Below are 25,703 nucleotides of genomic sequence, written 5' to 3' on the forward strand. Positions count from 1 at the left end.
TCAGGGGGTCAGCGCGGCCGGTGTCGGGGTGGCGGTCGGCGTTGGGGAGGGCTCCTCAGGAGCCGTCGGGACCTCCGTGGGCTGGGCGGTCGGCGTCGGTGGCGTCGTCGGCGTCACCACGGTCGGGGTCGGCGCGGCCGTCTGCGTCGGCTGCGGGGTCGTCGACGGGGTGATCGTCACGGGCGGCGGCTGCGGGGGCACCGGCAGCGCCGAGGGCGTGGTCGACGGAGGGCAGGCCGACGGGCTCGGACCCGGGCTCGGCACGGTCTGCGGGGACGCCGTGCGGGTGGTCTTCACGGGCCCCGGACGCCGCGACGCCGGGTCGATCGGCACGCACATCACCCTCAGCAGGGAGGACGGCACCGGAAGGCCGTCGGGGCCGACGACGACGCCGTCCTCGTTCGTCGAGAGCGGAGCCGTCTTGCGCTGCTGGGCCTCGCGTTCCTTGGACTGCTGACCGGCGTTGGTGAAACGGTCGATCGCCGCCGGCGTCGCGGACAGCGCCACGGTCGCCATCCCGAGGGCGGCGACCGACGCGAGCAAAGGGCCCTTCCAGCCCCCCGTCAGCCAGGTCCACGCGAGACCCCTGCCGCCTCGGGCGGTCCGCTCGCGGATCAGGCTCAGGGCGTCGGGAGAGGGCATGACCCGGTCCGCCTCGGCGTGCAACGCCCCCCTCAGGACCTCACCGAGGGGATCGCGGCCGTAGGGGTCGCGACTGGTCATGAGATCGACTCCAGGCTGTTGCGGAGCGCGGCCATGCCGCGCGCCGTATGACTCTTCACCGCGCCACGGCTGATGCCCATGGCCCCGGCGATCTCGGCTTCGGACAGGTCGGCGTAGTACCGCAGGACCAGCGCCTCGCGCTGACGCTGCGGAAGCCCGCCGAGTGCCTTGACCACCGCGGTGCGTTCCAGCTCCACGATCGCGCCGTGCTCCGCGCTCTGGGCGTCGGGGAGCCCCTTCGGGGCGTACTTCTCGACCACGGCGCGGTGCCTCAGCACCGATCGCGCCCGGTTCACCACCGACTGACGCAGGTAGGACAGTGCCTTCTCGGGGTCGCGGAGCCTGCGCCAGGCGCCGTGCATCGCCACGAAGGAGTCCTGCACGACCTCCTCGGCCGTGGCGACGTCCCGCACGAGGAGCGCGGCGAGCCGGACCAGGGAGCGGTAGTTGGCGCTGTAGAGCGCCGTCACCGCCTGGTCGGCGTCCCACGCCACCGCGAGGGTCGTTGGTGCCACGAGGGTCTCGGTCACCTCAGTGGGACGCTCGACCTCGTCGTCCGGTTTACGGAAACCCATGCGTCGTCTAAGCCTCGCTGCCGGGGGTGCGCGCTGCGAAGCCACCTTAACCAGACAAAGCCCGGTCGCGCGGTGCAAGTCCCGTATCACCTGTCGGTAACATGCGGCGGAGATCCGGCTCTGGAGGCATCGTGGACTGCTTGTTCTGCAAGATTTCCAGCGGGGACATCCCCGCCAAGATCGTCCGAGAGGGCGAGCACACTGTGGCGTTCCGGGACATCAATCCGCAGGCGCCGGTGCACGTCCTGGTGATCCCCAGGACGCACTACGCCGATCTCGGGGAACTGAGCGCGGACCCGGTCGTGCTGGCCGCCGTCGCCGCCGAGGCCGCCGAGGTGGCGAAGGCCGAGGGCGTGGACGGGACGGGCTACCGGGTCGTGTTCAACACCGGCTCGAACGCCGGCCAGACCGTGTTCCACGTCCACGCCCATGTGCTGGGCGGGCGCGGGCTGAACTGGCCCCCCGGATAAAGCGGACGGAATAAAACCCTTAGGCATAGTGTCCGCCTTACTCGGTAACATGAGCATTAGAGGCAGAAACGCAGATCAGAGGGGCAGATGGCCGGCTGACGGCCTGCAGATGACCGAATCAACCAATCGCAGCGCCAACGGCCGCGGCCAGATCCGGATCGTGGTTCCCGACGAGCAGTCCATGGTGGCCCTGCTCGGCTCCCGCGACGAACTCCTCGCCGTGGTCGAGAGCGCCTTCAACAGCGACATCCATGTCCGGGGCAACGAGATCACCGTGACCGGCGGCACCGAACCGGAGCTGGTCGCCAAGCTCTTCACCGAGCTGGTCGCCCTGCTCGGGAAGGGCGCCACCCTGACCCCGGAGTCGGTCGAGCGCAGCGTGGCGATGCTGCGGCACTCGGGCAGGCCCGCCGAGGTGCTCAGCCACGACATCCTGTCCTCGCGCGGCCGGACCATCCGCCCGAAGACCGTCAACCAGAAGCGCTACGTCGACTCCATCGACACGCACACCATCGTGTTCGGCCTGGGCCCCGCGGGCACGGGCAAGACCTACCTGGCGATGGCCAAGGCGGTGAAGGCGCTCCAGGAGAAGAAGGTCAGCCGGATCATCCTGACCCGGCCGGCCGTCGAGGCGGGCGAACGCCTCGGCTTCCTGCCCGGCACCCTCTTCGAGAAGATCGACCCCTACCTGCGCCCGCTCTACGACGCCCTCCACGACATGGTCGACCCCGCCACGATCCCCCAGCTCATGAGCTCGGGGACCATCGAGGTCGCCCCCCTGGCGTACATGCGTGGTAGATCACTCAATGACTCCTTCATCATCCTGGACGAGGCGCAGAACACCTCGCCCGAGCAGATGAAGATGTTCCTGACCAGGCTCGGCTTCGGCTCGAAGATCGTCGTCACGGGCGACACGAGCCAGGTCGACCTGCCCTCGGGCACCAGGAGCGGGCTCGCGGTCGTCCAGGACATCCTCGAGGGTGTGCCCGACATCTACTTCTGCCGGTTGAGCAGCACGGATGTCGTGCGCCACAAGCTCGTCACGGACATCGTCGACGCCTACGATCGCTTCGACGCCGAACAGCCCCCCGACCAACGGCAGGGCAGGCGCGAGCGGGGACGACGATGAGCATCGAGGTTTTGAACGAGTCCGGGGCAGAGGCGGACGAGGAGACGCTGGTCCGGCTGGCGCGGCACGTGCTGGACGGGATGCAGATCCATCCGATGGCGGAGCTGTCGCTGCTGCTGGTCGACGAGACGGCCATGCACGAGCTCAACCTGAAGTGGATGGGCGAGGACAAGGCGACCGACGTGCTGGCCTTCCCCATGGACGAGCTGCGTCCGGGGCATCTGTCGGGCGGCTCCGAGGACGGGGTGACCGACCCGGGCCTGCTCGGCGACGTCGTGCTCTGCCCGGTGGTCGCCGAGCGGCAGGGCAAGGCGGCGGGCCACTCCACCCAGGACGAGCTGGAGCTGCTGTGCACGCACGGCATCCTGCATCTGCTGGGCTATGACCACGCGGAGCCCGAGGAGCACGCCGAGATGTTCGGCCTCCAGGGCAAGCTGCTGGAATCGTGGCGGGAGTCGCGCTGAACACCACCCAGCTGTGGATGATCGCCATCGCGGTTCTGCTGGTGGTCCTCGCGGGACTGTTCGCCTGTTTCGAGACGGCGCTGGCCCGGGTCTCCCGGATCAGGGTCGCCGAGCTCGACTCCAAGAGCCTCAACGCGGTCGTCGCCGATCCGGCGCGGTACGTCAACCTGCTGCTTCTGCTGCGCACGAGCTGCGAGCTGTCCGCGACGGTGATCGTCGCGGATCTGTGCATCGGGTGGCTGGACGAGACCTGGCGGGCCTACACGGCCGCCGCCGTGATCATGATCCTGGTGAGCTACATCGCGATCGGGGTCGCGCCGCGCACCCTGGCGATCCAGCACGCCGACAAGGTCGCCCTCGTCGGAGCGGCGATCATCCATCCGATCGCCAGGGTGCTCGGGCCGCTGCCGCAGCTGCTGATCCTGCTCGGCAACGCCCTGACGCCCGGCAAGGGGTTCCGCGACGGCCCGTTCGCCAACGAGGCCGAGCTGCGCGACCTGGTCGACCTGGCCGAGCAGCGCAAGATGATCGAGCCGGACGAGCGCGAGATGATCCACTCGGTGTTCGAGCTGGGCGACACGCTCGTGCGCGAGGTGATGGTGCCGCGCACGGACATCGTGCTGATCGAGCGCGGCAAGACGCTGCGCCAGGCCATGTCGCTGCTGCTGCGCAGCGGGTTCTCGCGGATCCCGGTGATCGGTGAGAACGAGGACGACGTGGTCGGCATCGCCTACATGAAGGACATCACCCGGCGCATCCACGAGTCGCCCGGCGACAGCGGGGAGCCGGTCGGCACCGTCATGCGGCCCGCGACCTACGTGCCGGACTCCAAGCCGATCGACGACCTGCTCCGCGAGATGCAGGCCCGGCAGACCCATGTGGCCATCGTCATCGACGAGTACGGCGGCACCGCCGGGCTGATCACCATCGAGGACATCCTCGAGGAGATCGTCGGTGAGATCGCCGACGAGTACGACAACGAGGCGCCGCGGGTCGAGCAGCTCCCGGGCGGGGTGCTGCGGGTGACGGCGCGGATGCCGGTGGAGGAGCTCGCGGAGCTGACGGGCACCGAGATCGAGGCCGAGGACGTCGAGACCGTCGGCGGGCTGCTGGCCTACGCGCTGGGCCGGGTCGCGATCGCCGGGTCACAGGCCGAGGTGGCGGGGCTGCGGCTGACCGCCGAGAGCCTGGCGGGACGGCGCAACCGGATCGGGACGGTGCTGGTGGAGCGCGTCGATCAAGATCACTTCGTGCCGGAGGATTGATCAACTTCCCCCCGGGAATGATCACTTTCGCCATCGGGAGGATTCGGGGGGATATCCCATGAGGCGCATTGTTCGCGGAGCCGTACTCGCCACAGGGGCGGTCATGGCGGTCGCCGGGTGCGGGTCGCAGGTCGCGGCACCGACCAAGAAGGAATGGTCTTCGGCCAGTCTGACCGCTGCCGTCCTGTCCCAACAGGACATGCCGGAGGGCTTTCTTCCCGCGCAGGCCCAAGCGGCCTTCCGCGGGGTCGTGCCACGAGATCCGAGCTGCAGGCGGCTGCTCGCCCTGGCCGACGGGTACGGTCTCCGCGACGTGCCGAAGGTGACGGCGGCGTTCTACCAGACGGCGCCGGGCGCCACGATCAGCCAGCAGATCGTCCACATGGGCTCCGTGCGGGCCAGGGAGTTCGTAAGGTCCGCCAGGACGGTCGGCGCGCGCTGCCCGGTCCTGCGGGCCGAGATCGGGGGCACGGCCATGGCGCTGCACCGCGCCGACATCGCGCCGCGCGGCTGGCCGGACACCGACACCTACGCCGTCCGGTTCACACAGCCCGCCAGCCGGAACTACCTGATCTCCTACGAGATCGTGATGGCGCGTTCGCGCGACGACCTCATCATCCTGGCCGCGCCCGGCATCACCCGCAAGCGGGCGCCGAGCGTCACGGTCAGGGCGGCCAGGGCGGCAGCGGTGAAGCTGGCGCGAGCCCATAAGCTGAACCCGTGAACCCCGAGGACTCCAAGCTCATCACCCTGGCCCGCTCCTCCAGAGCCCGCAACGGCTCGGCGGAGGGCGCGGCCGTCCGCGACGAGACCGGCCGCACCTATGTGGCCACCACCGTCGACCTTCCGTCGCTGAAGCTCACGGCACTCCAGGCCGCCGTCGCCGCCGCGGTCTCCAGCGGCGCGGGGGACCTCGAGGCGGCCGTCATCGTCACCGCGGACGAGTCACCGGACATCAGCGCCGCCCGCGACCTCGGCCCCGCGGCCCCGGTCCTGCTGGCCGCGCCGGACGGGACGATCCGCACCACGCTGTGAACCGTTCGTCCTGACCGGACCGGACGCCCCACCGCACGCCTGACCGCACGCCCCGCCGCATCCCGCGGCGGGGCGTGCGCGCGTGTGCGGTCAGGGTTCCGCAAGCGGGGGGCAAGTTCGCGGCAAGGGGTTCCGCCGACGGTGGGGGCATCGAACCGGAACCGATGGGGGACGCGATGTCTCGGGTGCTGTACCGGCTGGGCGGATCCGCCGCCCGGAGGCCGTGGCGGATGATCATTTTGTGGGTGGTGGCGCTGGCCGCCTTCCTGGGGGCGGCGGGGACGCTCGGCGGGGCCCTGCACGACGACTACACGCTGAAGGGGAGCGGCTCGCAGGAGGCGACCGACCTGCTGCGCGAGCGGTTCCCGGCGCTGGCCGAGACCGGCGCCCGGATCGTGGTCCGCAAGGACGGCCTCGATCCGGCGGAGCTGCGGACGATCGCGGCGGACGTCCGGGGACTCGAGCACGTCAGCGCCGTCGACGAGCCCGTCATCGGCCGGGACGGCAGGACCGCGCTGATCACGGTCAGGTACGACGTGCCGGTCACCGACCTCGACGTGAAGAAGGCGATGAAGGGCCTGCGGGAGTCCTCGGCCCTGCCGGGCGCCCAGGTCGAGTTCGGCGGGCAGCTCCCGGAGAACTCCTCCGCGCCGGGCGGGGCGGCGGAGGCGGTCGGCATCATCGCGGCCCTGGTCATCCTGCTGCTGGCGTTCGGGTCCGTCGTCGCGGCGGGGCTGCCGCTGGCCGTCGCGCTGACCGGGCTCGGCGTCGGGATGTCGGGGGTGACGCTGCTGGCGGCCGTCACGGACGTGTCGACCGTGACACCGACGATCGCGGTCATGGTGGGCCTCGGCGTCGGCATCGACTACGCCCTGTTCGTCCTCACCCGGCACCGCGAGGGGCTGGCCGAAGGCCTGGAGCCGTGGGAGGCCGCGGCGCGGGCCAACGCCACCGCCGGCCGGTCGGTCGTGTTCGCCGGGGTCACCGTGCTGATCGCCCTGTCCGGCCTGGCCCTTTCGGGCCTGCCGGTGTTCATCACCATGGGGTTCGCGACCGGGATCGTCGTCTTCGCGACGATGATGTCGGCGATCACCCTGCTGCCCGCGCTGCTCGGCCTGTCCGGCCGCAGGGTGCTGCGGCGCCGTGAGCGGCGCGGCGCGGCCGTCGCTCCGGAGTCGCGGTGGGTCGGCGCCTGGGCCGCCCGGGTCGGGGCGCGGCCGCTTCCGTGGCTGCTGGCCTCGCTGCTGGTGATGCTGGCGCTCGCGGCCCCCGCCCTGGGGATGCGGACCTGGCCGAACGACGCCAGCTCCGAGCCGTCGTCGAACACCGTCCGCAAGGCCTACGACCTGGTCGCCGAGGGGTTCGGGCCCGGCGCCAACGGTCCCCTGCTGGTGGCGGTCGACCTGCGGCGCACGCCCGATCCCACGGCCGTCCTGAGCGCGCTCGCGCGGATCGACGGGGTGGAGACCGTCTCGCCGCCGCTGGTGTCGCCGCAGGGGGACGCGGCGGTCATCACGGTGATCCCGGAGTTCGGCCCGCAGGACGAGCGGTCGGGGCGCCTCATCCGCGACGTCCGCGCCGTGGTCCGGCCCCAGGGCGCCGAGGTCACCGGGCTGACCGCCGTCTACCACGATCTCGGCGAGATCATCCTGGACCGGATGTGGATGGTCGTCCTGGCGGTCGTCGGCACCTCGTTCTTCCTGCTCCTGCTGGTGTTCCGATCGCTGGTGATCCCCGCGAAGGCCGCGCTGATGAACCTGCTGTCGATCGCGGCCGCCTACGGGTTCGTGACCGCGGTGTTCCAGTGGGGCTGGGGCGCGGGACCGCTCGGGCTGCCGCACAGCGTGCCGGTCTCCAGCTACGTGCTGCCGCTGATGTTCACGATGCTGTTCGGCGTCTCGATGGACTACGAGGTGTTCCTGCTCTCGCGCGTCCGGGAGGACTACGAGAGGAGCGGCGACCCCCGCGGCTCGGTCGTCACGGGCCTGGCCTCGACGGGCCGGATCATCTCCAGCGCCGCCCTGATCATGGTCGCGGTCTTCGGCGGCTTCGCCCTGGACACCTCGGTCGTGATCAAGCAGATGGGCGTCGGGCTCGCCGTCGCGGTGGCCCTGGACGCCACCCTCGTCCGCCTGGTCCTGGTCCCCGCGAGCATGGCGCTCCTCGGCCGCTGGAACTGGTGGCTGCCGGGACCGCTGGCCCGGCTGCTGCCGAGAGCCGCCGCCCAGGAGGGCGCAGGGCCGGTGAAGGAGCCGGTGCCCGTCCCGTGAGGCGGGGGGCTCCCGTCCCTCGTGGGCGGGAGCCCTTCCTGCCTATGCTGCTCCTGTTATGGCGGAGATCAGGGCCCTCGGGGCATTTGAGGCGCTGGTGGGCGGGCGGCCCGCCGACCTCGGTGGAACGCGCCAGCGGGCCGTGCTGGCGCGGCTGGTCGCGGCGCGCGGGCGGATGGTCCCGGTCGAGCGGCTGATCGACGATCTGTGGGTGGGGGAGGCCCCGCCCCGCGCGCTGGCCGGGGTGCAGTCGTTCGTGTCGCACCTGCGGCGGGCCCTGGAGCCCGGACGGCCGCCGCGCACCCCCGCCGAGGTGCTGGTCACCTCGCCGCCCGGCTACGCGCTGAGGCTCCCGGCCGCCGCCGTCGACGTGTGGCGGTTCGAGGCCCTGGTCGCCGAGACCGCCGATCCCGCCCTCGCCTGGGAACGGGCCGACGAGGCCCTGACGCTCTGGCGCGGCCCCGCCTTCGCCGAGTTCGCCGAGCTGCCCTGGGCGGAGGCCGAGGCGGCCCGGCTGACCGAGCTGCGGCTGACGGCGATCGAGCGCCGGGCCGCCGCCATGGTCGACCACGGCGCCGCCGCCCAGGCCGTCCCCGATCTGGAGGCCCACACCGCGGCCCACCCGCTGCGGGAGGAGCCGTGGCGGCTGCTGGCGCTCGCGCTGTACCGCACCGGCCGCCAGGGCGACGCGCTCGCCGCCCTGCGCCGGATCCGCACCCTGCTGGCCGAGGACCTGGGCGTCGATCCCGGACGCCCGCTCCAGCGGCTGGAGGCCGCGATCCTCGCCCAGGACCCCGGCCTGACCCCGGCCCGCTCGGCGGCCACCGGGCCGGCCGCGCGGGCCCCCGAACGTCCCGCCCCCGAACGTCCCGCCCCCGAACGTCCCGCCCCCGAACATCCCGCCCCCGAACATCCCGGGCCCGAACGCCCCGAGCCGGACGGCGACCCGTTCGTCGGCCGGGACCGCGAGGTCGCCGAGGTGCTGGCCGCCGCAAGGACCGGCCGCAGGGTCGTCCTGCTGTCGGGAGAGGCCGGCGCGGGCAAGACCGCGCTCGCCGACCGCGTCTGCCGGGCGCTCGCGGCCGACGGCTGGGAACAGGCATGGGGACGGACCCCCGAGGTCGACGGGGCCCCCGCCGCCTGGGCGTGGGCCGAACTGCTGCGCGCCCTCACCGGACGCCACCCGGCCACGGGCGGGGACCTCGCCCCGATGCTCGACGACGACGCCCTGACGCCCGTCGGCGACCTGACCGTCGCCCGGTTCCGGCTGCACCGCGCCATCGGCGACTACCTGGCCGGGGTCGTGGCCGGAACCCGGCTGGTCATCGTCCTGGAGGATCTGCACCGCGCCGACGAGGAGACACTGAGCCTGCTCGCCGGGATCGCCGACCGGGTGCCGGGCCCGCTGGTGATCGGCACCTACCGCGACACCGAGGTCCAGCCCGCGCTCGCCGACGCCCTCGCGGTCCTGGCCAGGCACGAACCGGTCCGGATCGAGCTGGCGGGCCTGAGCGGGGACGACGTCGCGGAGCTGGTCGGCGGGCTGTGCGGGGCGACGGTCGAGCCGAAGACGCTCGCGGCCATCGCCGAGCGGACCGCCGGCAATCCCTTCTTCGTCCGCGAGACCGCCCGCCTCCTGGACGCCTCGGGCGCCGAATCGGCCGTCCAGGACGTCCCCTCAGGGGTCGGCGACGTGGTCAGAAGGCGCGTCGCCCGGCTGCCCGCCGTCGCGCAGAGCGTGCTGCGGCACGCGGCGGTCGTCGGCAGGGAGACCGATCCCGAACTGCTGATCGCCGTCAGCGGGACCGGCGAGGAGGAGGTCCTCGACGCCGTCGAGGCGGCCCTGGTCACCGGGCTGCTCGTCGAGAGCGGACCCGGCCTGCGCTTCACCCACATCCTCGTGCGCGACGTCCTGTACGGCGACCTGTCCCGGCTGCGCCGCTCCCGGATGCACGCCAGGGTCGCCGAGGCGCTGGAGGAGCGTCCCGGTGCCGACGCCGCCGCGCTCGCCCACCACCACCTGGCCGCCGGGACCAGGCTCGACCGGGCCGTCCACCACGCCCGGCGGGCGGCGGAGGCCGCCGAGGCGCGCTTCTCCCACGGCACCGCCGCGGCCCTGTGGTCGCAGGCCCTGGACGCCTGCGAGCGCGCCGGCGGCCCGCTGCCCGAACGGCTGGAGCTGGTCGCGCGGCTGATCAGGGCGCTCGCGATGTCCGGCCGGCTGATGCAGGCCAGGGAGCGCCGGACCCGGGCGCTGGCCGCGGCGCGCGCCCTCGGCGACCCCGAGCTGACCGCCCGGCTGCTCACCGCCTACGACGTGCCGATGCTGTGGGTCAACCGCGAGTACGGGACCCGCGACCTCGGGGTGATCGAGGCCGCCCAGCAGGCCCTGGAGACGCTGCCCGCGGGGCCCTGGCGGGTCAGGCTGCTCACGACCCTGGCGATGGAGCTGGACTGCGACCCCGCCGACCGGGGCGGCCGGGCGGGCACGGAGGCGATCGAGATCGCCCGCGGCCTCGGCGATCCCGAGCTCCTCGCCCACGCCCTCAACGGCATGTACAACAACCTGCACGGCTTCGCGGGGGGTCTCGCCGAGCGGGAGCGGATCGGGACCGAGCTGCTGGAGATCGCCGAGCGGCACGGCCTCGGCCTGCACCAGGTCCTCGCCCACTTCCTGCTCCAGCAGTGCGCGGCGGGACGGCTCGATCTCGCGGCCTCCGAGCGTCACGGGGAGGAGGGGACCCGGCTGGCCCACCAGTACGAGCTGCCGATGCTCGCGATGATCGGGGACTGGGGCCGCGGGCTGCGCCTGGCCATCACGGGCCGGTACGCCGAGGCCGAGGCCGCCTACCAGGAGATCCTGGAGGCGTTCCTGCGCTCCAGCATCTGGGGCGGTGAGATCGGCATGGCCTGGGTCGCGAAGTTCACGATCAGGCTCGGCGACGGCCGTCTGCCGGAGCTGCTGCCCGAGTCGGCCGTCATGTGGGAGACGTTCGGGCAGGCGCCGATCGCCGACATCCACGGCCTGGTCCTGGCCTCCGCCGGACGGCTGGAGGAGGCCCGTGCGCTCGCGGACGTCAACGGAGACGTCGCCCCCGACTGGTTCCGCGACCTGCACCTCGCCGCCCGCGGGCTGCTGATCGCCGCTCTGGGCGACCGGGAACGGGCCCCCGGCCTCTACGCGGAACTGCTGCCCTACGCCGGAGGGTTCGCCGGGGCCGGTACCGCCGCGCTGGCCCTGTGCCCCGTCTCCCTCGTCCTCGCCGAGCTCGCGCCGCTCGTGGGGGAGGACCCGGGACCGCACTACGAGCGGGCCGTGGAGGAGGCCCGCAGGGCGGGCTCACCGCACTGGGCCGAACGCGCCGTCAACCGAAGATCAGCCGTTGCCGCTTCAGATGACCGGGCCGGGTGAGGGCCAGCAGGATCCGGAAGGGCAGGCCCGCGGCCTTCAGCATGCGGGCGCTCTCCTCCTCGTCGGCCGCCCCGGCGAGCCACGGGACCACCCACTTGAGCTGGGACATCGGCGCGCCCTCCCGGAACCGCTTCTCGCACGCCTCGAAGTCCGCGACGCTCACGTAGGCCCGCATGATCGGGAACAGGACGGCCTCCTCCTCCGCGATGTGGTCGTCCAGCAGGTCGCGCAGCTCGGCCAGCGCCTGCGCCCGTGCGGTGCCCGATCCCGTGCGGATCCGGTCCAGGATCGGGTCGATCTCGGTGTGGTCCTCGCTGAGGGGCTTGAGGTCGATGGCCGCGCCGGCCGAGGCGGAGATCACCGGCCAGAGGACGTCGTCCTCCTTGCCGTGGTGGGAGTGGATCTCCCTGGCCAGGCCCTCGAGATGGGCGGCGAGGGCCGCCTCGCGCGCCGCGGGGAAGGGACGGTCGCCCTGCGCGGCGGTGAGCGCGGCCAGCCGCCGGACGTCCTCCCGCATGGCGCGGTGGATCACGGACATGGCGGTCAGGTCGATTTCGGGGTCGCCCGCACGGCGCGGGCTCACGATCACGGTTTCCATGTCGGCCAGCGTGCGGGGACGCCCTTGGAGCCCTCTTGGCGTTCACTTGCCGGGCGCTGTACGGTCCGGGGCCGATGACCCGGACACCGTCCGCGGTGCGGGAGAATCGGGGGGTGGACACTCAGCAGGACTTCAGATCCGGGTTCGCCTGCTTCGTCGGGCGGCCGAACGTCGGCAAGTCGACGCTGATGAACGCCCTGGTCGGCAGCAAGGTGGCGATCACCAGCAACCGGCCGCAGACGACCCGGCGGGCCATCCGCGGCATCGTCCACCGGCCCGGCTCCCAGCTCGTGATCGTCGACACCCCCGGGCTGCACCGGCCGCGCACCCTGCTCGGGGAGCGGCTCGACAGCCTGGTCCGCAACACCCTGACCGAGGTCGACGTGATCGGCTTCTGCGTGCCGGCCGACGAGAAGACCGGCGACGGCGACCGCTACATCGCCCGCGAGCTCGCCCAGGTCAAGAACACCCCGGTCGTGGCGATCGTCACCAAGGCCGACAAGGTCACCCCGCAGGCCCTCGCCGAGCAGCTCATGGCCGTCGACGCCCTCGGCTCGTGGTCGGACATCGTCCCGGTCTCGGCCCTGGGCGGCATCGGCAAGACCGGTGACACCCCCTACCAGCTCGACGTCGTCACCGATCTGCTGGTCAAGCACCTGCCGGAGGGGCCGCCGCTCTACCCCGAGGGCGACCTGACCGACGAGCCCGAGCAGATCCTGGCCGCCGAGTTCATCCGCGAGGCCGCGCTCGAGGGCGTCGAGCAGGAGGTCCCGCACTCCATCGCCGTGGTCGTCGACGAGATGAACCTGCGCGAGGGCCGTGAGGACCTCACCGACATCTACGCCCACGTCTTCGTGGAGCGTCCGAGCCAGAAGGCCATCCTGATCGGCCGCAAGGGCGAGCGGCTGCGCACCGTCGGCACCCGCGCCCGCCAGCAGATCGAGGCCCTCATCGGCACGAAGGTCTATCTGAACCTCCAGGTCAGCGTCGCCAAGGACTGGCAGCGCAACCCCAAGCAGCTGCGCCGCCTCGGCTTCTACGACTGATCGGCGCGCTCGTAGTGCTGCACGGCCCTGACGCCGTCGCAGCCGCGCGTGGCGACCAGCCGCAGCGGGATCCGGGCGATGCCGCGCGCGAACAGCGGGGTCCCGCCGCCGAGCACGACCGGGTGGACGGCGATGTGGTACTCGTCGATCAGCCCGTGCTCGGTGAGCGAGGCGGCGAGCCCGGAGCCGCCGGTCAGGAGCAGGTCCCGGCCCGGCTGCGCCTTGATCTCCCGGACGGCCGCCGCGATGTCGCCGCCGATGATCCGGTCGGCCCACTCGTCCTTCTCCAGCGTGTTCGAGAACACGATCTTCGGCATGGAGCGCCAGGCGGGCGCGAACTTCCTGCTGTGCTCGTCGGAGCTCCTCTTGTCGGCCTCGGGCCAGTGGGCGGCCATCATCTCCCAGACCACCCGCCCGTAGAGCAGCGTGTCGGCCCGCTCCAGCAGCGCCTCGGAGTAGTCCGCCAGCTCTGGTCCGAGCGAGGCCCAGTCGAACGCCCCGCCGGGACCGCTGACGAAACCGTCGACGGAGGTGTGCACCCAGTGAATGATCTTCCGCATGATCTCTTCCTTCCCGCTGAGCGCCACCCCTGGCGGCGCTTTCACGCGAAGGTCGGAGCCGCCGGACGTTCCTCTACATCCCTCGGCGGATTCTCACTGACTGGATTTGGGGACCGGTACCGGAGCCGACATCTCGACCCGGGACGGGACCGCGACGCGCTCGAAGAGCGTGACGGTGCCGCCGTGGTACCTCCACCCGCCCAGCCTGCGGAAGGCGGGGGAGTTCAGCAGCCTCCGCTTCGCCCTGGCGCCGGAGTCGGAGCCGGGCAGGAACGCCAGGGTGTTGTGGATCAGCCAGACGCGCGACGTGCCCGCCAGCGCGGTGGCGTGGGCCGACCGGGGGAGTTCGCGGCCCTTGAGGTCGGCGGCGGCGTCGGGCGTCCGGGCCAGCAGGACGTCGTCCAAGGGGGCGAAGGCCTCGGGATAGGTCGCGGTGACGGGCCGGAACCGCGGATCGGTGTAGACGACGGCGTCGCCCTCGCGCTCGTGGGCGCGCAGGACGGCGGCCAGACGGCGCAGGTCGTCGATGCGGGCCTTGTGCGGATCGCGGATCTGGAGCTGGCGCGGGACGGTGAGGACCGCCGCCACCAGGACGAGCGGGAGCGCGGCCTGCCAGGGCAGCCGGTCGAGTCCCGCGGCCAGCAGCAGGCAGGCGGCGGGCACGCAGTACAGCACGTACCGCTCGACGTAGATCGGCGAGACCAGCGAGATCGCGAGCAGCAGGCCCGGCGGCAGGACCAGCCAGGGGAGCGCGGTCGCGGTCAGCGGGCTCCACTTCCACAGCGCCAGCGCCAGCAGGATCCCGGCGGGGAGGACCAGCACGGTGACCAGGCTCAGCGAGCCGAGCAGATGCCAGACGTCCCCGCCCGTCGGGGAGGTGATCCAGCTGATCTGGTAGCTCTGCCGCAGGGCCACGACCGCCAGCACGGCCACCGGTGCGAGCGCGAGCCCGGTCGCCGTCGCCCACGGCCGCCAGGGCCGCCGCTCCAGCAGGACGGTCGCCAGATGGGCGGGCAGCAGGAACAGCGCGAACAGATGGGTGAACCCCAGGGCGGCCACGGCCAGCGCGTACCAGGTCCAGCCGCGCCGCGACCCGGCCCTGACCAGCAGGTAGGTCGCCAGGACCGCCAGGGCCGCGACCAGGGTGTACTGGCGGGCCTCCTGTCCGTACCGGCTCATGATCGGCGAGATCGCCACCAGGACCCCGGCCGTCAGGCCGAGGCGTTCGGACCCCGTCCACCAGGGCCCCGTCCGCGCCGGGTCCGCTCCGTTCGGGCCCGTTCCGTCCGGGCCCATGCCGTCCGGGCCCATGCCGTCCGGGTCCGCTTCGTCCGGGGAGGGAGCGGCGAGATGGCGGGCCAGCAGGACGGTCAGCGCCGCGGTGGCCGCCGCCGCCAGGGCCGAGGGCAGGCGCAGGAGCCACTCGTGGCCGGTGAACAGGGCCGCGGGCAGCCGCATCAGCAGGTAGTAGAAGCCGTGGACGGCGTCGATGTGGGCCAGCGTCCGCACCATGTCGGGGAACGACCGCCCGGTCAGGTCGGCGGTGACGGCCTCGTCGCGCCAGAGCGAGGGCGCGTCGATGCGCCATCCGGCGATCGCCAGGGCGAGGGCGGCGGCGAGGAGGGGGGAGATCCAGGGGGTACGCGATTTCCTCATATGACTCTGGATGAGGCTATCTCGACTTTCGCACCATCTGTCCGAGGGTGCAGCCCAGGAGCACCAGCCCGCAGACCAGGGCGAGGAACCAGCCGGCCTCCAGGCCGCCCTTGATGTCCAGGACGGCCTGCGCCACCCGGGCCACGAGGTCGTTCTCGTACTCGCGCTGGTAGTTCTTCAGCTGCAGGACGAAGAGCCCGCAGGCGGCCAGCCCCGACAGCGCGGGCAGCGCCGCCGCGGCGGCCAGCGTCCGCCGCCCGAGCAGCAGCCCCGCGGTGATCAGCCCCAGGGCGATCACCCCGGAGCCGAGGGCCAGCCATCCGGGCACGTTGTTGATCTCCGGCAGGTCGTCCAGGGCGGTCCACTGCCGGCTCTGGGCGGCGATGAAGAGGAATCCCCGCTGGGAGACCCCGACCCAGGGCAGGAGCGGCGCGAGGACCAGCCCCAGCGCCGCCACCAGGCCCACGCCGGCCAGGACGCCGTTCGGCGCGGAGGTCCGAGCAGCGCGAACGGGCGGATACCCTGACTGGCCGAAACCCTGTGCATAAGGCTGAGACATGGGGTGAAGGGTAGAAGATCGTGTTTGTGACTCGCTAGGGTCTTCTCCTCGGTTCGCCCGCGCACCGACCCGGTGTTCTGTACGTTGACTTTGCGACCCTTCGGAAGGGAGAGTCCGATGTTGCTGATCTTCGGTCTGTCGGTCGTCTTCCGGACCGTGGGCGAAGGGGTCTTCCACTGCCCCTCATGCGGTGGCGACCGGAGGTTCCGCCGCAGGCTCGGCCGCCGGTTCCTCTCGTTCTTCTTCGTTCCCGTGGTCCCGCTCGGAAAGCTCGGCGAGGTCGTCGAGTGCAGGTCCTGCCGCAAGCGCTTCGCCACCTCGGTGCTGCGCCAGCCGACCGCCGCCGAGATGGAGGCCAGGCTGCCCGCCGCGATGCGCGCGGCCGTCTCGCTCGTCCTGCGGGCGGGCGATCCCGCCGACACCTCCGCCCGGGTGCGCGCCGTCGACGCGGTGCGCCGCCAGGGCGAGGAGGCCTACGGCCCCGACGAGCTCGCCGGTGATCTCGACATGCGGCCCTCCTACCTCCTGGAGGAGATCGCCAAGGCGGGCTCCCAGCTCGCCGTCGAGGCCAAGGAGTGGTTCCTGTCCGAGGTCGTCCTGCTGGCCCTCGCCGACGGGCGGCTCAGCGACCCCGAGCGGGGCGAGATCCAGCGGGTCGCCCGCGCGCTCGGCATGACCTACGCCCACGGGATCGGCGTCATCGCGATGCACGAAGGCGCGAACAGATGAGATCGGCGCTGGTCCGCCCGCCCGGACCCCGCCTCGCCGAGGGCATCGTCACGTTCTTCGAGCGCAGGCCCATCGATCTCGAACTGGCCCGCCGCCAGCACGCCGCCTACACCGACGCGCTGAGCCAGGCGGGCTTCGCCGTTCACGAGGTCGAGCCCGCCGACGACTGCCCCGACGCCGTCTTCGTCGAGGACACCGCCGTGGTCTTCGGCGGCCACGCCCCCGTGGCGATCCTGGCCAGGCCGGGGGCGCCCGCCCGCCGTGACGAGATCGCCGGCACCGAACGCGCCCTGCGCTCCCTCGGGGTCGAGATCAGGGAGATGGAGGGCGAGTTCACCCTCGACGGCGGTGACATCCTCCAGGTCGGCGACACCCTCTACGTGGGCCGTTCCGGCCGCACCGACGACGAGGCCCTGTGCCGGATCTCCCCGGCGATCCCGACCCGCAGGGTGGTCGGCGTCAAGGTCACCGGCTGCCTGCACCTGAAGTCGGCGATGACCGCCCTGCCCGACGGGACCCTCATCGGTGTCCCCGACCGGCTCGACACCTCCGGGCTGCCCGGCATGCTCGTCGCGCCGGAGCCCGCGGGCGCCCATCTGGTCGTCCTCGACGCCGAGCACGTCCTCATCGCGGCGTCCGCGCCGCGCACCGCCGACCTCCTGCGCCGCGACGGATGGCGGGTCACGGCCGTCGACATCTCGGAGTTCGAGGCCCTCGAGGGCTGTGTGACCTGCCTTTCCATCATTATCTGAAAACAACCCTGCCAGTGGGTTCCAGATGATGGGACGATCCAGTCATAGCCTGTTTACACGGTGGTTCTTTCGTAATCCTCGGTTAACAATCGGCTTCCGCTCCGGAAATAAGGCCCCTCCAGGTTGAGATCAAACGACTCGGGGTCTTGTTGAGGAGAAGAAGAAGTGGGTATTTCCACCTGGCGCGGACTGGCGCTGGTAGCCACCGCCTCCGTGCTCCTGCTGAGCGCCTGCGGCGGCGAGACCGGCGAGAAGGCTGACGCCCCGGGCTCCGGCGACACCATCAAGGTCGGCATCCTCCACTCCCTGAGCGGCACCATGGCGATCAGCGAGGTGACCGTCAAGAACTCCGAACTGATGGCGATCGACGAGATCAACGCCAAGGGCGGGGTGCTCGGCAAGAAGCTGGAGCCGGTCATCGAGGACGGCGCGTCCGACTGGCCGACCTTCGCGGAGAAGGCCCGCAAGCTCATCAAGCGGGACAAGGTCGCGACGGTCTTCGGCGGCTGGACCAGCGCCTCCCGCAAGGCCATGCTGCCGGTCTTCGAGGCCGAGAAGGCCCTGCTGTGGTACCCGGTGCAGTACGAGGGCCTGGAGCAGTCGCCCTACATCTACTACACGGGCGCGACCACCAACCAGCAGATCATCCCCGGTCTCGACTACCTGAAGTCGAAGGGCAAGAAGAAGATCTTCCTGGTCGGCAGCGACTACGTCTTCCCGCGGACCGCGAACAAGATCATCAAGGCGTACGCCGCGGCCAACGGCATGGAGGTCCTGGGCGAGGAGTACACCCCCCTCGGCCACACCGAGTACGGGACGCTCGTCAGCAAGGTGATGTCCGCCAAGCCCGACGCCGTCTTCAACACCCTGAACGGCGACAGCAACGTCGCCTTCTTCAAGCAGTTCAAGGCGGCCGGCGGAACGGCCGAGAAGCTGCCGGTCCTGTCGGTGTCCATCGCCGAGGAGGAGGTCGGCGGCATCGGCGTCGACAACATCGTCGGCCAGCCGGTGGCCTGGAACTACTACCAGACCACCAAGAGCCCGGCCAACGAGACCTTCGTCAAGGCGTTCAAGGCCAAGTACGGCGAGACCAAGGTGACCTCCGACCCGATGGAGGCCGGCTACAACGCGGTCCACCTGTGGGCCGAGTCGGTCAAGAAGGCCGGGACGGTCGAGGTCGAGGCCGTCAAGAAGGCCTCCGACGGCGTCGCGATCGAGCTCCCCGAGGGCCTCGTGACCATCGACGGCCTCACCCACCACGTCTACAAGACCGCCCGGATCGGCGTGATCCAGAAGGACGGCCTGATCAGCGAGGTCTGGAACTCCGGCAAGCCGATCAAGCCGGACCCCTGCCTCACCACCTACAGCTGGGCCGGCTCGCTCGTCCCGAACCCCAGCCCCTGCAAGTAGGACACCGCCCCGCGCCGGGCCTCCGCCACGGAGGCCCGGCCGGGTCAGTTGCATGAGAGAGGAGGGATCATGCTGGACCAGCTGCCCATCGGACTGAGCATCTCCGGCGCGCTCCTGCTGATCGCGCTCGGCCTGACGTTCACGTTCGGCCAGATGGGCGTGATCAACATGGCGCACGGCGAGTTCATCATGGCCGGCGCCTACACCGCCTACATGATCCAGGACTTCGCCGGCGACCAGGCCGTGATCGTCGCCCTTCCGCTGGCCTTCGTGGTCGCCGGGGCCATGGGCCTGATCCTGGAACGCGTGGCGATCCGCCGGTTCTACGGACGGCCGCTCGACACGCTGCTGCTCACCTGGGGCGTCAGCCTCGTGCTCCAGCAGCTCGCCCGGGACCTGTTCGGCGCGCCCAACGTCAACGTGACCGCACCCGGCTGGCTCGAGGGCCGGCTCACCCTGGGCAGCGTGATCGTGCCCTACACCCGGCTGTTCATCATGGCGCTCGCGATCGTCTGCGTCGTCGCGATCTGGGCGTACATGAACCGGAGCCGGCAGGGCCGCAGGATGCGGGCCGTGATGCAGAACCGCGAGCTCGCCGCCTGCTCCGGCGTGATCACCGAGCGGGTGGACCAGCTGACCTTCTTCATCGGCTCGGGCCTGGCCGGGATCGCGGGGGTCGCGCTGACCCTCATCGGCCCGATCGGCCCGACCCTCGGCACCAACTACATCGTCGACGCCTTCCTCGTCGTCGTCGCGGGCGGCCTCGGCCAGCTGCGCGGCGCGGTCCTCGCGGCGCTCGCGCTCGGCCTGCTCAACTCCTACGCCGAGTTCTGGACGGACGCGAGCCTCGCCAAGGTCATCGTGTTCGGCTCGATCGTCGCCTTCCTCCAGTTCCGCCCGCAGGGCATGTTCGTCCTCCGATCCAGGGCTCTGACATGACCGAACTGCTCGCCTCCAGGAAGGTCAGGGGCTACGCCCTGTTCGTCGGCGTCGCCGCGCTGCTGCTGGCCGTCGCCCCCGGCGTCCTCGACCCGTTCCGGCTCGGCCTGCTGGCCAAGTACCTCTGCTTCGCGATCGCCGCCCTCGGCATCGGCCTCGCCTGGGGCCAGGGCGGCATGATGACCCTCGGCCAGGGCGTGTTCTTCGGCCTCGGCGGCTACGCGATGGGCATGTTCCTCAAGCTCCACGACGCCGGTGACGGGCTGCCCGACTTCATGACGTGGAGCGGTGTGGAGGAGCTGCCCGCGCTGTGGGAGCCGTTCCGCAGCCCGGTCTTCGCGATGTCGATGGTCGTGGTCCTGCCGGTGGCCGTCGCGGTCCTGCTCGGCCTGCTGGTCTTCCGGCAGCGGGTGCGCGGCGCCTACTTCGCGATCCTCAGCCAGGCGCTGGCCGCGGCCTTCGTCATCTGGCTGGTCGGCCACCAGGGCCTGACCGGCGGCACCAACGGCCTCACCAACTTCTACGACGTCTTCGGCATGGACCCCGAGGAGGACGGCACCCAGCGGACGCTCTACTACGTCGTGGTGATCGTGCTCGGGACGCTGTACCTGCTGGCCAGGCAGCTGACGAAGTCGCGTTTCGGCCGGCTGCTGGTCGCCGTCCGCGACGGCGAGGACCGGGTCCGCTTCCTCGGCTACAACCCCGCGACCGTCAAGACCATCACCTTCGCCACCTCGGCGGCCATGGCGGGCATCGCCGGGGCGCTGTACGTGCCGGTCGTCGGGATCATCTCCCCGGCGCTGCTCGGCGTGGTGCCCTCGCTTGAGCTGGTCGTCGCGGTCGCCATCGGCGGGCGCTTCGCGCTCGGCGGCGCGATCCTCGGCGGCGTCCTCATGAACTACGCGCACACCACGCTCTCGGAGAACTGGGCCGAGGGCTGGACCTACCTCCAGGGCGGCCTGTTCATCCTGGTGATCATGCTCGCGCCGAAGGGCATCGCGGGGCTGGCCGGCCAGCTCGGCGACCTCGCGGCCAGGCGCAGGACACCGAAGGCGCCCGAGGCGCCGACGGTCGCGATCAAGGAGGAGGTGCCGGCATGAGCGCGCTTCTGGAGATCAGGGACCTCATGGTCGCCTTCGACGGCTTCAAGGCCATCAACGGCGTGAACCTGTCGGTGGGGGAGGGCGAGCTGCGCTTCCTCATCGGGCCGAACGGCGCGGGCAAGACCACCCTCATCGACGTGATCACCGGGCTCACCAAGCCCACCTCCGGGACGGTCACCTTCGCGGGGACCTCGCTGGCGGGGCGCAAGGAGCACAAGGTCGTCCGGCTCGGCATCGGCAGGACCTTCCAGACCTCCGTGGTCTTCGAGGAGCTGTCGGTCGTGGAGAACCTCGATCTGGCGGCGAACTTCCGCAGGCCGCTCGTCGCCCTGCTCCGCCAGCGCAGGGGCGTCACCGAGACGGTCGGCAGGGCGCTGGAGACGATCGGGCTCCAGGACCTCGCCGACAGCCCCGCCGGGATCCTCTCCCACGGCCAGCGGCAGTGGCTGGAGATCGGCATGCTCATCGTGCAGGGGCCCCGGCTGCTGCTGCTCGACGAGCCCGTCGCCGGCATGAGCAAGGACGAGCGGGAGCGGACCGGCGAGCTCCTCACCGAGATCGCCAAGGACCACACCGTGATCGTCATCGAGCACGACATGGAGTTCCTGCGCCGGTACGCCTCGACCGTCACGGTCCTGCACGAGGGGACCGTGCTGGTCGAGGGCGATGTGGCGGCCGTCCAGGCCGATCCGAGGGTCCAGGAGGTCTACCTGGGCCGCAAGAAGGAGGACGCGGCGTGATGCTGAAGGTCGAGGGACTGGAAGCCGCCTACGGGCGGGCCCGCGTCCTGTTCGGGATCGACTTCGAGGTCGAGGCCGGGCAGCTCATGTGCGTGATGGGCCGCAACGGCGTCGGCAAGACGACGCTGCTCAACACGGTGATGGGCGTGCTGCACCCGACGGCGGGGACGGTCTCCTTCGAGGGCGAGGACGTCACCCGGCTGAAGACCCACGAGCGCGTCCGCCGGGGAATGGGTTATGTCCCGCAGGGCCACGAGACCTTTCCTCAGCTGACCGTGGCCGAGAACCTCCAGGTCACGCTGGAGGCGACCGGGCACCGCGACAAGCAGGCCGTCGACGAGGCCCTCACGGCCTTCCCCCGGCTGGAGCCGCTGCTCAAGCGCAAGGCGGGCTTCCTGTCGGGCGGCCAGCAGCAGCAGCTCGCGATCGCCAGGGCCCTGGTGACGCGGCCGAAGATGCTCATCCTCGACGAGCCCACCGAGGGCATCCAGCCGAGCATCGTCCTGGAGATCGAGGCGGCCATCGAGCACCTGCACGCCTCGGGCCTGGCGATCCTCCTGGTCGAGCAGTACCTGGAGCTGGCGCTGCGCCTCGCGGACCGCTTCATCATCCTGGAGGCCGGGCACGTCGTCCACGCGGGCGAGGCCGAGGCCCTCCACGACGAGCAGGTCGGCCGCCTGCTGGCCGTCTAGACCGACCGACGGCGGACAGCGCACCCGAAAGAGACCCCCGGGAGCTCCGTCCGCCGTCGTTCGCCTTTCTAGCGGGCGTTGGTGAGGGTCTCCCATGCCATGAACTGCTCGAGGCCGGCGGGGCGCTGCTTGAGCAGGGCCTTGCGCGTCCAGGACAGGGTGGCCTGCTTGCGGTAGGCCTGGTAGCCGAGCTCGAGGCCGGGCGCCAGCGCCTTGTTCAGCTTCCCGCCGCACAGCCACGCCGGGACGGGCGTCAGCCAGTGCTTGGACTGGAACTCCAGCGCCGCGGTGAGGCGCTTCTTGAGCTCGGGATAGAGGTTCTTGCCCTGGATCTTGGCGGTGGCCGCGGTCTGCATGGTCGCGGCGATGCCGTACATCGGGTGGATCCGGTCCCGGCAGGTCTCCTGGGTCATGCCCTCGGCGTAGGCGGGCCTGGGGTCCCCGGGGCCGCACGGGTTCGGGTTCGGGTCGAGCGGGTTGGTGGTCTCACTGCACGGCTGCCACCAGTAGCCGTCGATGTCCCACACCGGGACGCTCGGCTGGTGCGGACGGTCGCCGTCGGACTCGAGGTAGAAGTAGGCGGGGACCCGGCTGCGCAGCACCTTGATCGCCTGGTCGAAGACGCCCCGGTCGTTGAGGTAGACCCCGGCGCCGATCGTGGCGTCGGCCATGACCAGGTCCCAGTTGCCGTTCATCCCGTTGGCGGTGTAGCCGTTGCGGATCAGCGGGAGGATCCGGCCGCGCAGCACCGAGGAGAACCGCTTCTCGTTCTTCCACTTCTTGCCCTTGGGCTGGGTGTAGCGGATGATCTCCGCGGCCCGGATCCAGTTCTGTCCCGACCAGGCGGCCGCGAGCGGGGCGTCGCCGAGGGTGCGGGTGGCGTTCGCGGCGGACCAGGCGTCCAGGTAGCGGGTGGCCTGGGTCAGGTAGCGCTTGTCCTTGCCGTAGTACCAGAGCAGGGCCGCGGTGTAGGCGGTGATCGCGTCGTTGCGCTCGTCGGTGCAGGCCGCGTTCGACCCCGCGCCGAACGGGCCGCAGGCGATCTCCTTCGCGGGCTTCGGCCGCGCGGTCAGGGAGGCGTAGCGGGTCTTCTTGACGGCCTTGTAGGCCGACTTCCACGGTTCCTTCTTCAGCCGCTTCCGCACGTAGTCCAGATCGGCCCGGCTGAGCTGGACGCCCGGATGCACGAACTTCGGCTTCTTGCGGGCGGAGGGGTGGCTCGCCGGGATCCTGCCCTTGGCGGGCAGGGCGTGCGCCGGGACGGTGGGCGCCAGCAGGCAGGCGAGGAGAAGAGGGGGTGCGGCCAGGGCCGCGAGCTTTCTACGCACCGGCATATCAAACAGGAAAGGGTCTTATTTCCGCACCGGTGGTGCGGATCGTGATCGAAATGGAGCTGATCAGTACCGTTTCGCCCCGATGGCCTTCATGATCAGTGGCCAGGCGAGGTGGAACTCGCGGTTCCAGTAGGCCCAGTTGTGCAGGCCGTCGCCGTAGACGTGCGCGGTGACGGGGATCCCGAGCGCGTCGAGCCGCCTGACCATCGACCGGACGGTGGACCCGACGACCGCCTCGCTGTACCCGCCGACGATCCGCCATTCCAGCGCCTCGCCGAGGCCGCCCTGCTCCTCGAGCAGCTCCTCCCACTTCGCGTCCAGCGGACCGGGACGCCCGGTGGTCCCGGCGGAGACGTAGAGGCCGGTGCCGCGCAGGTTCTGGGCCAGCACGTAGGGGTCGTGCCACATCCAGTTGGTCCGGTCGGCGACCGGGTCGCCCCACTTCTTCTCGACGCCGCCGGGAACGCCGTTGGCCAGGTCGGTGAAGGTCAGGACGGTCGAGATGCCCGGCTGCGTCAGATGGAGGATCCCGCTGAAGGAGGCGGCGTACCGGAAGAACCCCGGGTGGCGTCCGGCGAAGGTGATCGCGCCCTGCCCGCCGGAGGAGATCCCCATGACGGCGCGGGAGGCGCTCGCGCGGTAGTTGCGCTCCAGCAGCTGCGGAACCTCGCCGACGAGGAAGGTCTCCCAGTTCGGGCCGCCGCCGGCGCCGCCGTTGTACCAGTTGGTGAAGCCGCCGCCGACCCCGCCCTCGGGGAGCACGACCAGGGCGTCGTACCTGGCGGCGTAGTCCTTGATGTCGGTCATGGCGTCCCAGCCGCGGTAGTCGCCGCCGGTGCCGCCCCCGTACACGTACAGGACGGGCCATCGCTTCTTCGACCGCTTGCTGTAGCCGGCCGGGGTGAACACCCGGGCCTTGGGCTTGGTGAAGGTCAGCGAGGGGGAGGAGATCGTGAGGTCCCAGACCCGGTCGCGCACCTTCTGCTCCGCGATCACCTTGGCCCCGTTGTCGGCGGGGACCGCCGCGTGGGCGGAGGCGGGGCAGAGCGCGGCGGCGCCCAGGAGGGCCGCGGCGAGGGCTCCCGCCGCCCGGGTGGCGCGCTGGACGGTCGGCTGCACGGAATCCCCCGCTGGTCGTTTTCGGGGCAACCTATCGGAACGTCCGTCTTTCCTGCCACCGGCGTCACTCCGCGTGCGAACCGCCCCGCGGACGTGATCTTGTCCCGGGAGGCTTCTTCCGGTTCGACTGCCGTCAGGTCGTGGTCACGAACGGACCGGTCCATAGGAATCGCGCGCCAATGATGACGCGTTTTAGGCAGCAGCCGACGAAGTGGTTTGAGAAGGGGCTCCGGAGGGCAAGGCGGGTGCTTCTGGACGCCCGACGGGGCTGGGCCTCCTGGTAGTGGGCCGTTTCGTCCGCGGAGTGGAGGGCCGAAATCGGCGGAGACGGGCCGCGGCCGTCAATTACGCGCCCCGCGGTGAAGCGCCTTGCGCGCCTTTTCGAAATCCGGGAGGAAGAGCCTTTCGGCCGCCAATAGGCCGGGCGCTGTAATTCCCAAGGGAAGAGGAATTAGGCCCTTCCCGGCGGGTGCGGCGGCCGGGGGCACACGTGCCCTCGACCTGTGTGATCCTCTCTCGGGGCAAAAGGTTCGAGGGTGGCGATGTGATCTGCGTCACTGTCGACGGGGAGGCCTCCGAAGGGGCGTAACGGATGATCCCGGTCTATCCTTGGCCAACGTAACTAATCAGAGCGAAAGTAACGCCAAGGCAACGTGTGTCCTATAAGGTCTAGACCGTTTCGTGTGATCGGTGCAGGTTTCGCGCTGATGATCTTGGAGAGCTTTCTGTGACCGACATGTCGACCTCATCGTCGACCCCGCCATGGCAGCGCCGCGACCTCGACTGGCTCGAGGGCGGGGACGACGACGCCACGCGGGAGGACCCGCCCACGGGTTCTGCGGCCGCGCCGCAGAACGGTCCGGACTTCGAGTGGCTCACCGGCGGGGGCTCCCAGTCCTCCGCCCCCACCCCGGCTGCTTCACCCGGCGCTCCGGCCCCCCAGCCCCCACGCCCCCCACGTCCGGCGACCCCGCGCCCGCCCCAGACGGGCCAGCGCGCGCTGCCGCCGCGTCCGCCGGTCTCCGGCGGCGACCCCCTCGCCACCGGCCTCGACCCGGCGGCGTTCCAGCCCCAGGTCCCCGCGGCCGAGGCGACCGTCCGGCTGCCGCCGAACGGTCCCGGG

Annotated in this window: 24 protein-coding genes and 1 pseudogene; 17 read left to right on the forward strand and 8 right to left on the reverse strand. The window is 71.4% G+C overall.

Annotated features, from left to right (window positions below; translation table 11 throughout):
• Together ABD785_RS34195 and ABD785_RS34200 are read right to left on the reverse strand one after the other, a co-directional pair.
• The gene (locus tag ABD785_RS34195; protein ID WP_344836798.1) at positions 1 to 723 is read right to left on the reverse strand and encodes a hypothetical protein; all 723 of its coding nucleotides are present in this window, start codon (positions 721 to 723) and stop codon (positions 1 to 3) included.
• On the reverse strand, positions 720 to 1,253 hold the full coding sequence (locus ABD785_RS34200) for a SigE family RNA polymerase sigma factor (protein WP_344836857.1): 534 nt from the start codon (positions 1,251 to 1,253) through the stop codon (positions 720 to 722). Before ABD785_RS34200 ends, ABD785_RS34195 begins: the two co-directional genes overlap by 4 nt.
• 146 nt (positions 1,254 to 1,399) lie before the next feature.
• Here ABD785_RS34200 and ABD785_RS34205 point away from each other — a divergent pair, with 146 nt between their 5' ends.
• The 8 genes from ABD785_RS34205 to ABD785_RS34240 all read left to right on the forward strand — a co-directional run bounded on the left by ABD785_RS34205 (position 1,400) and on the right by ABD785_RS34240 (position 11,343).
• Complete coding sequence (locus ABD785_RS34205) at positions 1,400 to 1,768, forward strand: histidine triad nucleotide-binding protein (RefSeq protein ID WP_344836800.1); 369 nt, start codon at positions 1,400 to 1,402, stop codon at positions 1,766 to 1,768.
• 109 nt (positions 1,769 to 1,877) lie between these two features.
• Complete coding sequence (locus ABD785_RS34210; protein ID WP_344836803.1) at positions 1,878 to 2,897, forward strand: PhoH family protein; 1,020 nt, start codon at positions 1,878 to 1,880, stop codon at positions 2,895 to 2,897.
• Positions 2,894 to 3,361 carry an rRNA maturation RNase YbeY gene (ybeY, locus tag ABD785_RS34215; protein ID WP_344836805.1) on the forward strand — a complete coding sequence of 156 codons (468 nt, stop codon included), beginning with the start codon at positions 2,894 to 2,896 and terminating at the stop codon, positions 3,359 to 3,361. Before ABD785_RS34210 ends, ybeY begins: the two co-directional genes overlap by 4 nt.
• Entirely contained in the window at positions 3,358 to 4,626 is a 1,269-nt protein-coding gene (locus ABD785_RS34220) for a hemolysin family protein (protein WP_425547859.1), read from the forward strand. The genes ybeY and ABD785_RS34220 overlap by 4 nt, the downstream gene beginning before the upstream one ends.
• A gap of 58 nt (positions 4,627 to 4,684) precedes the next feature.
• Complete coding sequence (locus tag ABD785_RS34225) at positions 4,685 to 5,350, forward strand: hypothetical protein (RefSeq protein WP_344836810.1); 666 nt, start codon at positions 4,685 to 4,687, stop codon at positions 5,348 to 5,350.
• Positions 5,347 to 5,661: a cytidine deaminase gene (locus ABD785_RS34230; RefSeq protein ID WP_344836813.1), complete on the forward strand. Its 315-nt coding sequence runs from the start codon at positions 5,347 to 5,349 to the stop codon at positions 5,659 to 5,661. Before ABD785_RS34225 ends, ABD785_RS34230 begins: the two co-directional genes overlap by 4 nt.
• Before the next feature lie 176 nt (positions 5,662 to 5,837).
• Complete coding sequence (locus ABD785_RS34235; protein WP_344836816.1) at positions 5,838 to 7,931, forward strand: MMPL family transporter; 2,094 nt, start codon at positions 5,838 to 5,840, stop codon at positions 7,929 to 7,931.
• A gap of 58 nt (positions 7,932 to 7,989) precedes the next feature.
• Positions 7,990 to 11,343 carry an ATP-binding protein gene (locus ABD785_RS34240; RefSeq protein ID WP_344836819.1) on the forward strand — a complete coding sequence of 1,118 codons (3,354 nt, stop codon included), beginning with the start codon at positions 7,990 to 7,992 and terminating at the stop codon, positions 11,341 to 11,343.
• On the opposite strand, the gene ABD785_RS34245 is transcribed toward ABD785_RS34240, so the two are convergent.
• The gene (locus tag ABD785_RS34245) at positions 11,297 to 11,941 is read right to left on the reverse strand and encodes a hemerythrin domain-containing protein (protein WP_344836821.1); all 645 of its coding nucleotides are present in this window, start codon (positions 11,939 to 11,941) and stop codon (positions 11,297 to 11,299) included. The genes ABD785_RS34240 and ABD785_RS34245 overlap by 47 nt on opposite strands.
• Positions 11,942 to 12,054: 113 nt before the next feature.
• Here ABD785_RS34245 and era point away from each other — a divergent pair, with 113 nt between their 5' ends.
• Positions 12,055 to 12,987: a GTPase Era gene (gene era, locus ABD785_RS34250; RefSeq protein WP_344836823.1), complete on the forward strand. Its 933-nt coding sequence runs from the start codon at positions 12,055 to 12,057 to the stop codon at positions 12,985 to 12,987.
• Here era and ABD785_RS34255 read toward each other — a convergent pair.
• From ABD785_RS34255 to ABD785_RS34265, 3 genes are all read right to left on the reverse strand, one after another.
• Complete coding sequence (locus tag ABD785_RS34255; RefSeq protein WP_344836825.1) at positions 12,978 to 13,547, reverse strand: dihydrofolate reductase family protein; 570 nt, start codon at positions 13,545 to 13,547, stop codon at positions 12,978 to 12,980. The genes era and ABD785_RS34255 overlap by 10 nt on opposite strands.
• Positions 13,548 to 13,640: 93 nt before the next feature.
• The gene (locus ABD785_RS34260; protein ID WP_344836827.1) at positions 13,641 to 15,203 is read right to left on the reverse strand and encodes a glycosyltransferase family 39 protein; all 1,563 of its coding nucleotides are present in this window, start codon (positions 15,201 to 15,203) and stop codon (positions 13,641 to 13,643) included.
• Positions 15,204 to 15,219: 16 nt separating this feature from the next.
• Positions 15,220 to 15,762, reverse strand: a complete 543-nt coding sequence (locus ABD785_RS34265; protein ID WP_344836829.1) for a hypothetical protein — start codon at positions 15,760 to 15,762, stop codon at positions 15,220 to 15,222.
• 117 nt (positions 15,763 to 15,879) lie between these two features.
• Between ABD785_RS34265 and ABD785_RS34270 the strand changes: the two genes are divergently transcribed.
• The 7 genes from ABD785_RS34270 (at position 15,880) to urtE (ending at position 22,127) form a co-directional block, all read left to right on the forward strand.
• The gene (locus ABD785_RS34270; protein WP_344836832.1) at positions 15,880 to 16,491 is read left to right on the forward strand and encodes a zinc ribbon domain-containing protein; all 612 of its coding nucleotides are present in this window, start codon (positions 15,880 to 15,882) and stop codon (positions 16,489 to 16,491) included.
• Entirely contained in the window at positions 16,488 to 17,243 is a 756-nt protein-coding gene (locus ABD785_RS34275; RefSeq protein WP_344836835.1) for a dimethylarginine dimethylaminohydrolase family protein, read from the forward strand. Before ABD785_RS34270 ends, ABD785_RS34275 begins: the two co-directional genes overlap by 4 nt.
• A gap of 165 nt (positions 17,244 to 17,408) precedes the next feature.
• The gene (gene urtA / locus ABD785_RS34280) at positions 17,409 to 18,653 is read left to right on the forward strand and encodes an urea ABC transporter substrate-binding protein (RefSeq protein ID WP_425547858.1); all 1,245 of its coding nucleotides are present in this window, start codon (positions 17,409 to 17,411) and stop codon (positions 18,651 to 18,653) included.
• 69 nt (positions 18,654 to 18,722) lie between these two features.
• A complete protein-coding gene (gene urtB / locus ABD785_RS34285; protein ID WP_344836836.1) occupies positions 18,723 to 19,592 on the forward strand; it encodes an urea ABC transporter permease subunit UrtB in 870 nt (289 codons plus the stop codon).
• The gene (gene urtC / locus ABD785_RS34290; protein ID WP_344836839.1) at positions 19,589 to 20,692 is read left to right on the forward strand and encodes an urea ABC transporter permease subunit UrtC; all 1,104 of its coding nucleotides are present in this window, start codon (positions 19,589 to 19,591) and stop codon (positions 20,690 to 20,692) included. The genes urtB and urtC overlap by 4 nt, the downstream gene beginning before the upstream one ends.
• The gene (gene urtD / locus ABD785_RS34295) at positions 20,689 to 21,435 is read left to right on the forward strand and encodes an urea ABC transporter ATP-binding protein UrtD (RefSeq protein WP_344836841.1); all 747 of its coding nucleotides are present in this window, start codon (positions 20,689 to 20,691) and stop codon (positions 21,433 to 21,435) included. Before urtC ends, urtD begins: the two co-directional genes overlap by 4 nt.
• Positions 21,435 to 22,127 (forward strand): urea ABC transporter ATP-binding subunit UrtE, encoded by a 693-nt coding sequence (gene urtE, locus ABD785_RS34300; protein WP_344836843.1) that lies wholly within the window; start codon positions 21,435 to 21,437, stop codon positions 22,125 to 22,127. The genes urtD and urtE overlap by 1 nt, the downstream gene beginning before the upstream one ends.
• Positions 22,128 to 22,195: 68 nt before the next feature.
• Here urtE and ABD785_RS34305 read toward each other — a convergent pair whose 3' ends face one another.
• Positions 22,196 to 23,461, reverse strand: coding sequence for an alginate lyase family protein (locus ABD785_RS34305; RefSeq protein WP_344836845.1), 1,266 nt, complete (start codon positions 23,459 to 23,461; stop codon positions 22,196 to 22,198).
• A gap of 63 nt (positions 23,462 to 23,524) precedes the next feature.
• Positions 23,525 to 24,580 carry an alpha/beta hydrolase gene (locus ABD785_RS34310; protein WP_344836846.1) on the reverse strand — a complete coding sequence of 352 codons (1,056 nt, stop codon included), beginning with the start codon at positions 24,578 to 24,580 and terminating at the stop codon, positions 23,525 to 23,527.
• A 736-nt stretch (positions 24,581 to 25,316) separates the two neighbouring features.
• Here ABD785_RS34310 and ABD785_RS34315 point away from each other — a divergent pair.
• Positions 25,317 to 25,703, forward strand: a pseudogene (locus tag ABD785_RS34315) (hypothetical protein); the annotation flags it as partial.

This window comes from Actinocorallia longicatena (assembly GCF_039534125.1).
GTDB lineage: Bacteria > Actinomycetota > Actinomycetes > Streptosporangiales > Streptosporangiaceae > Actinocorallia > Actinocorallia longicatena.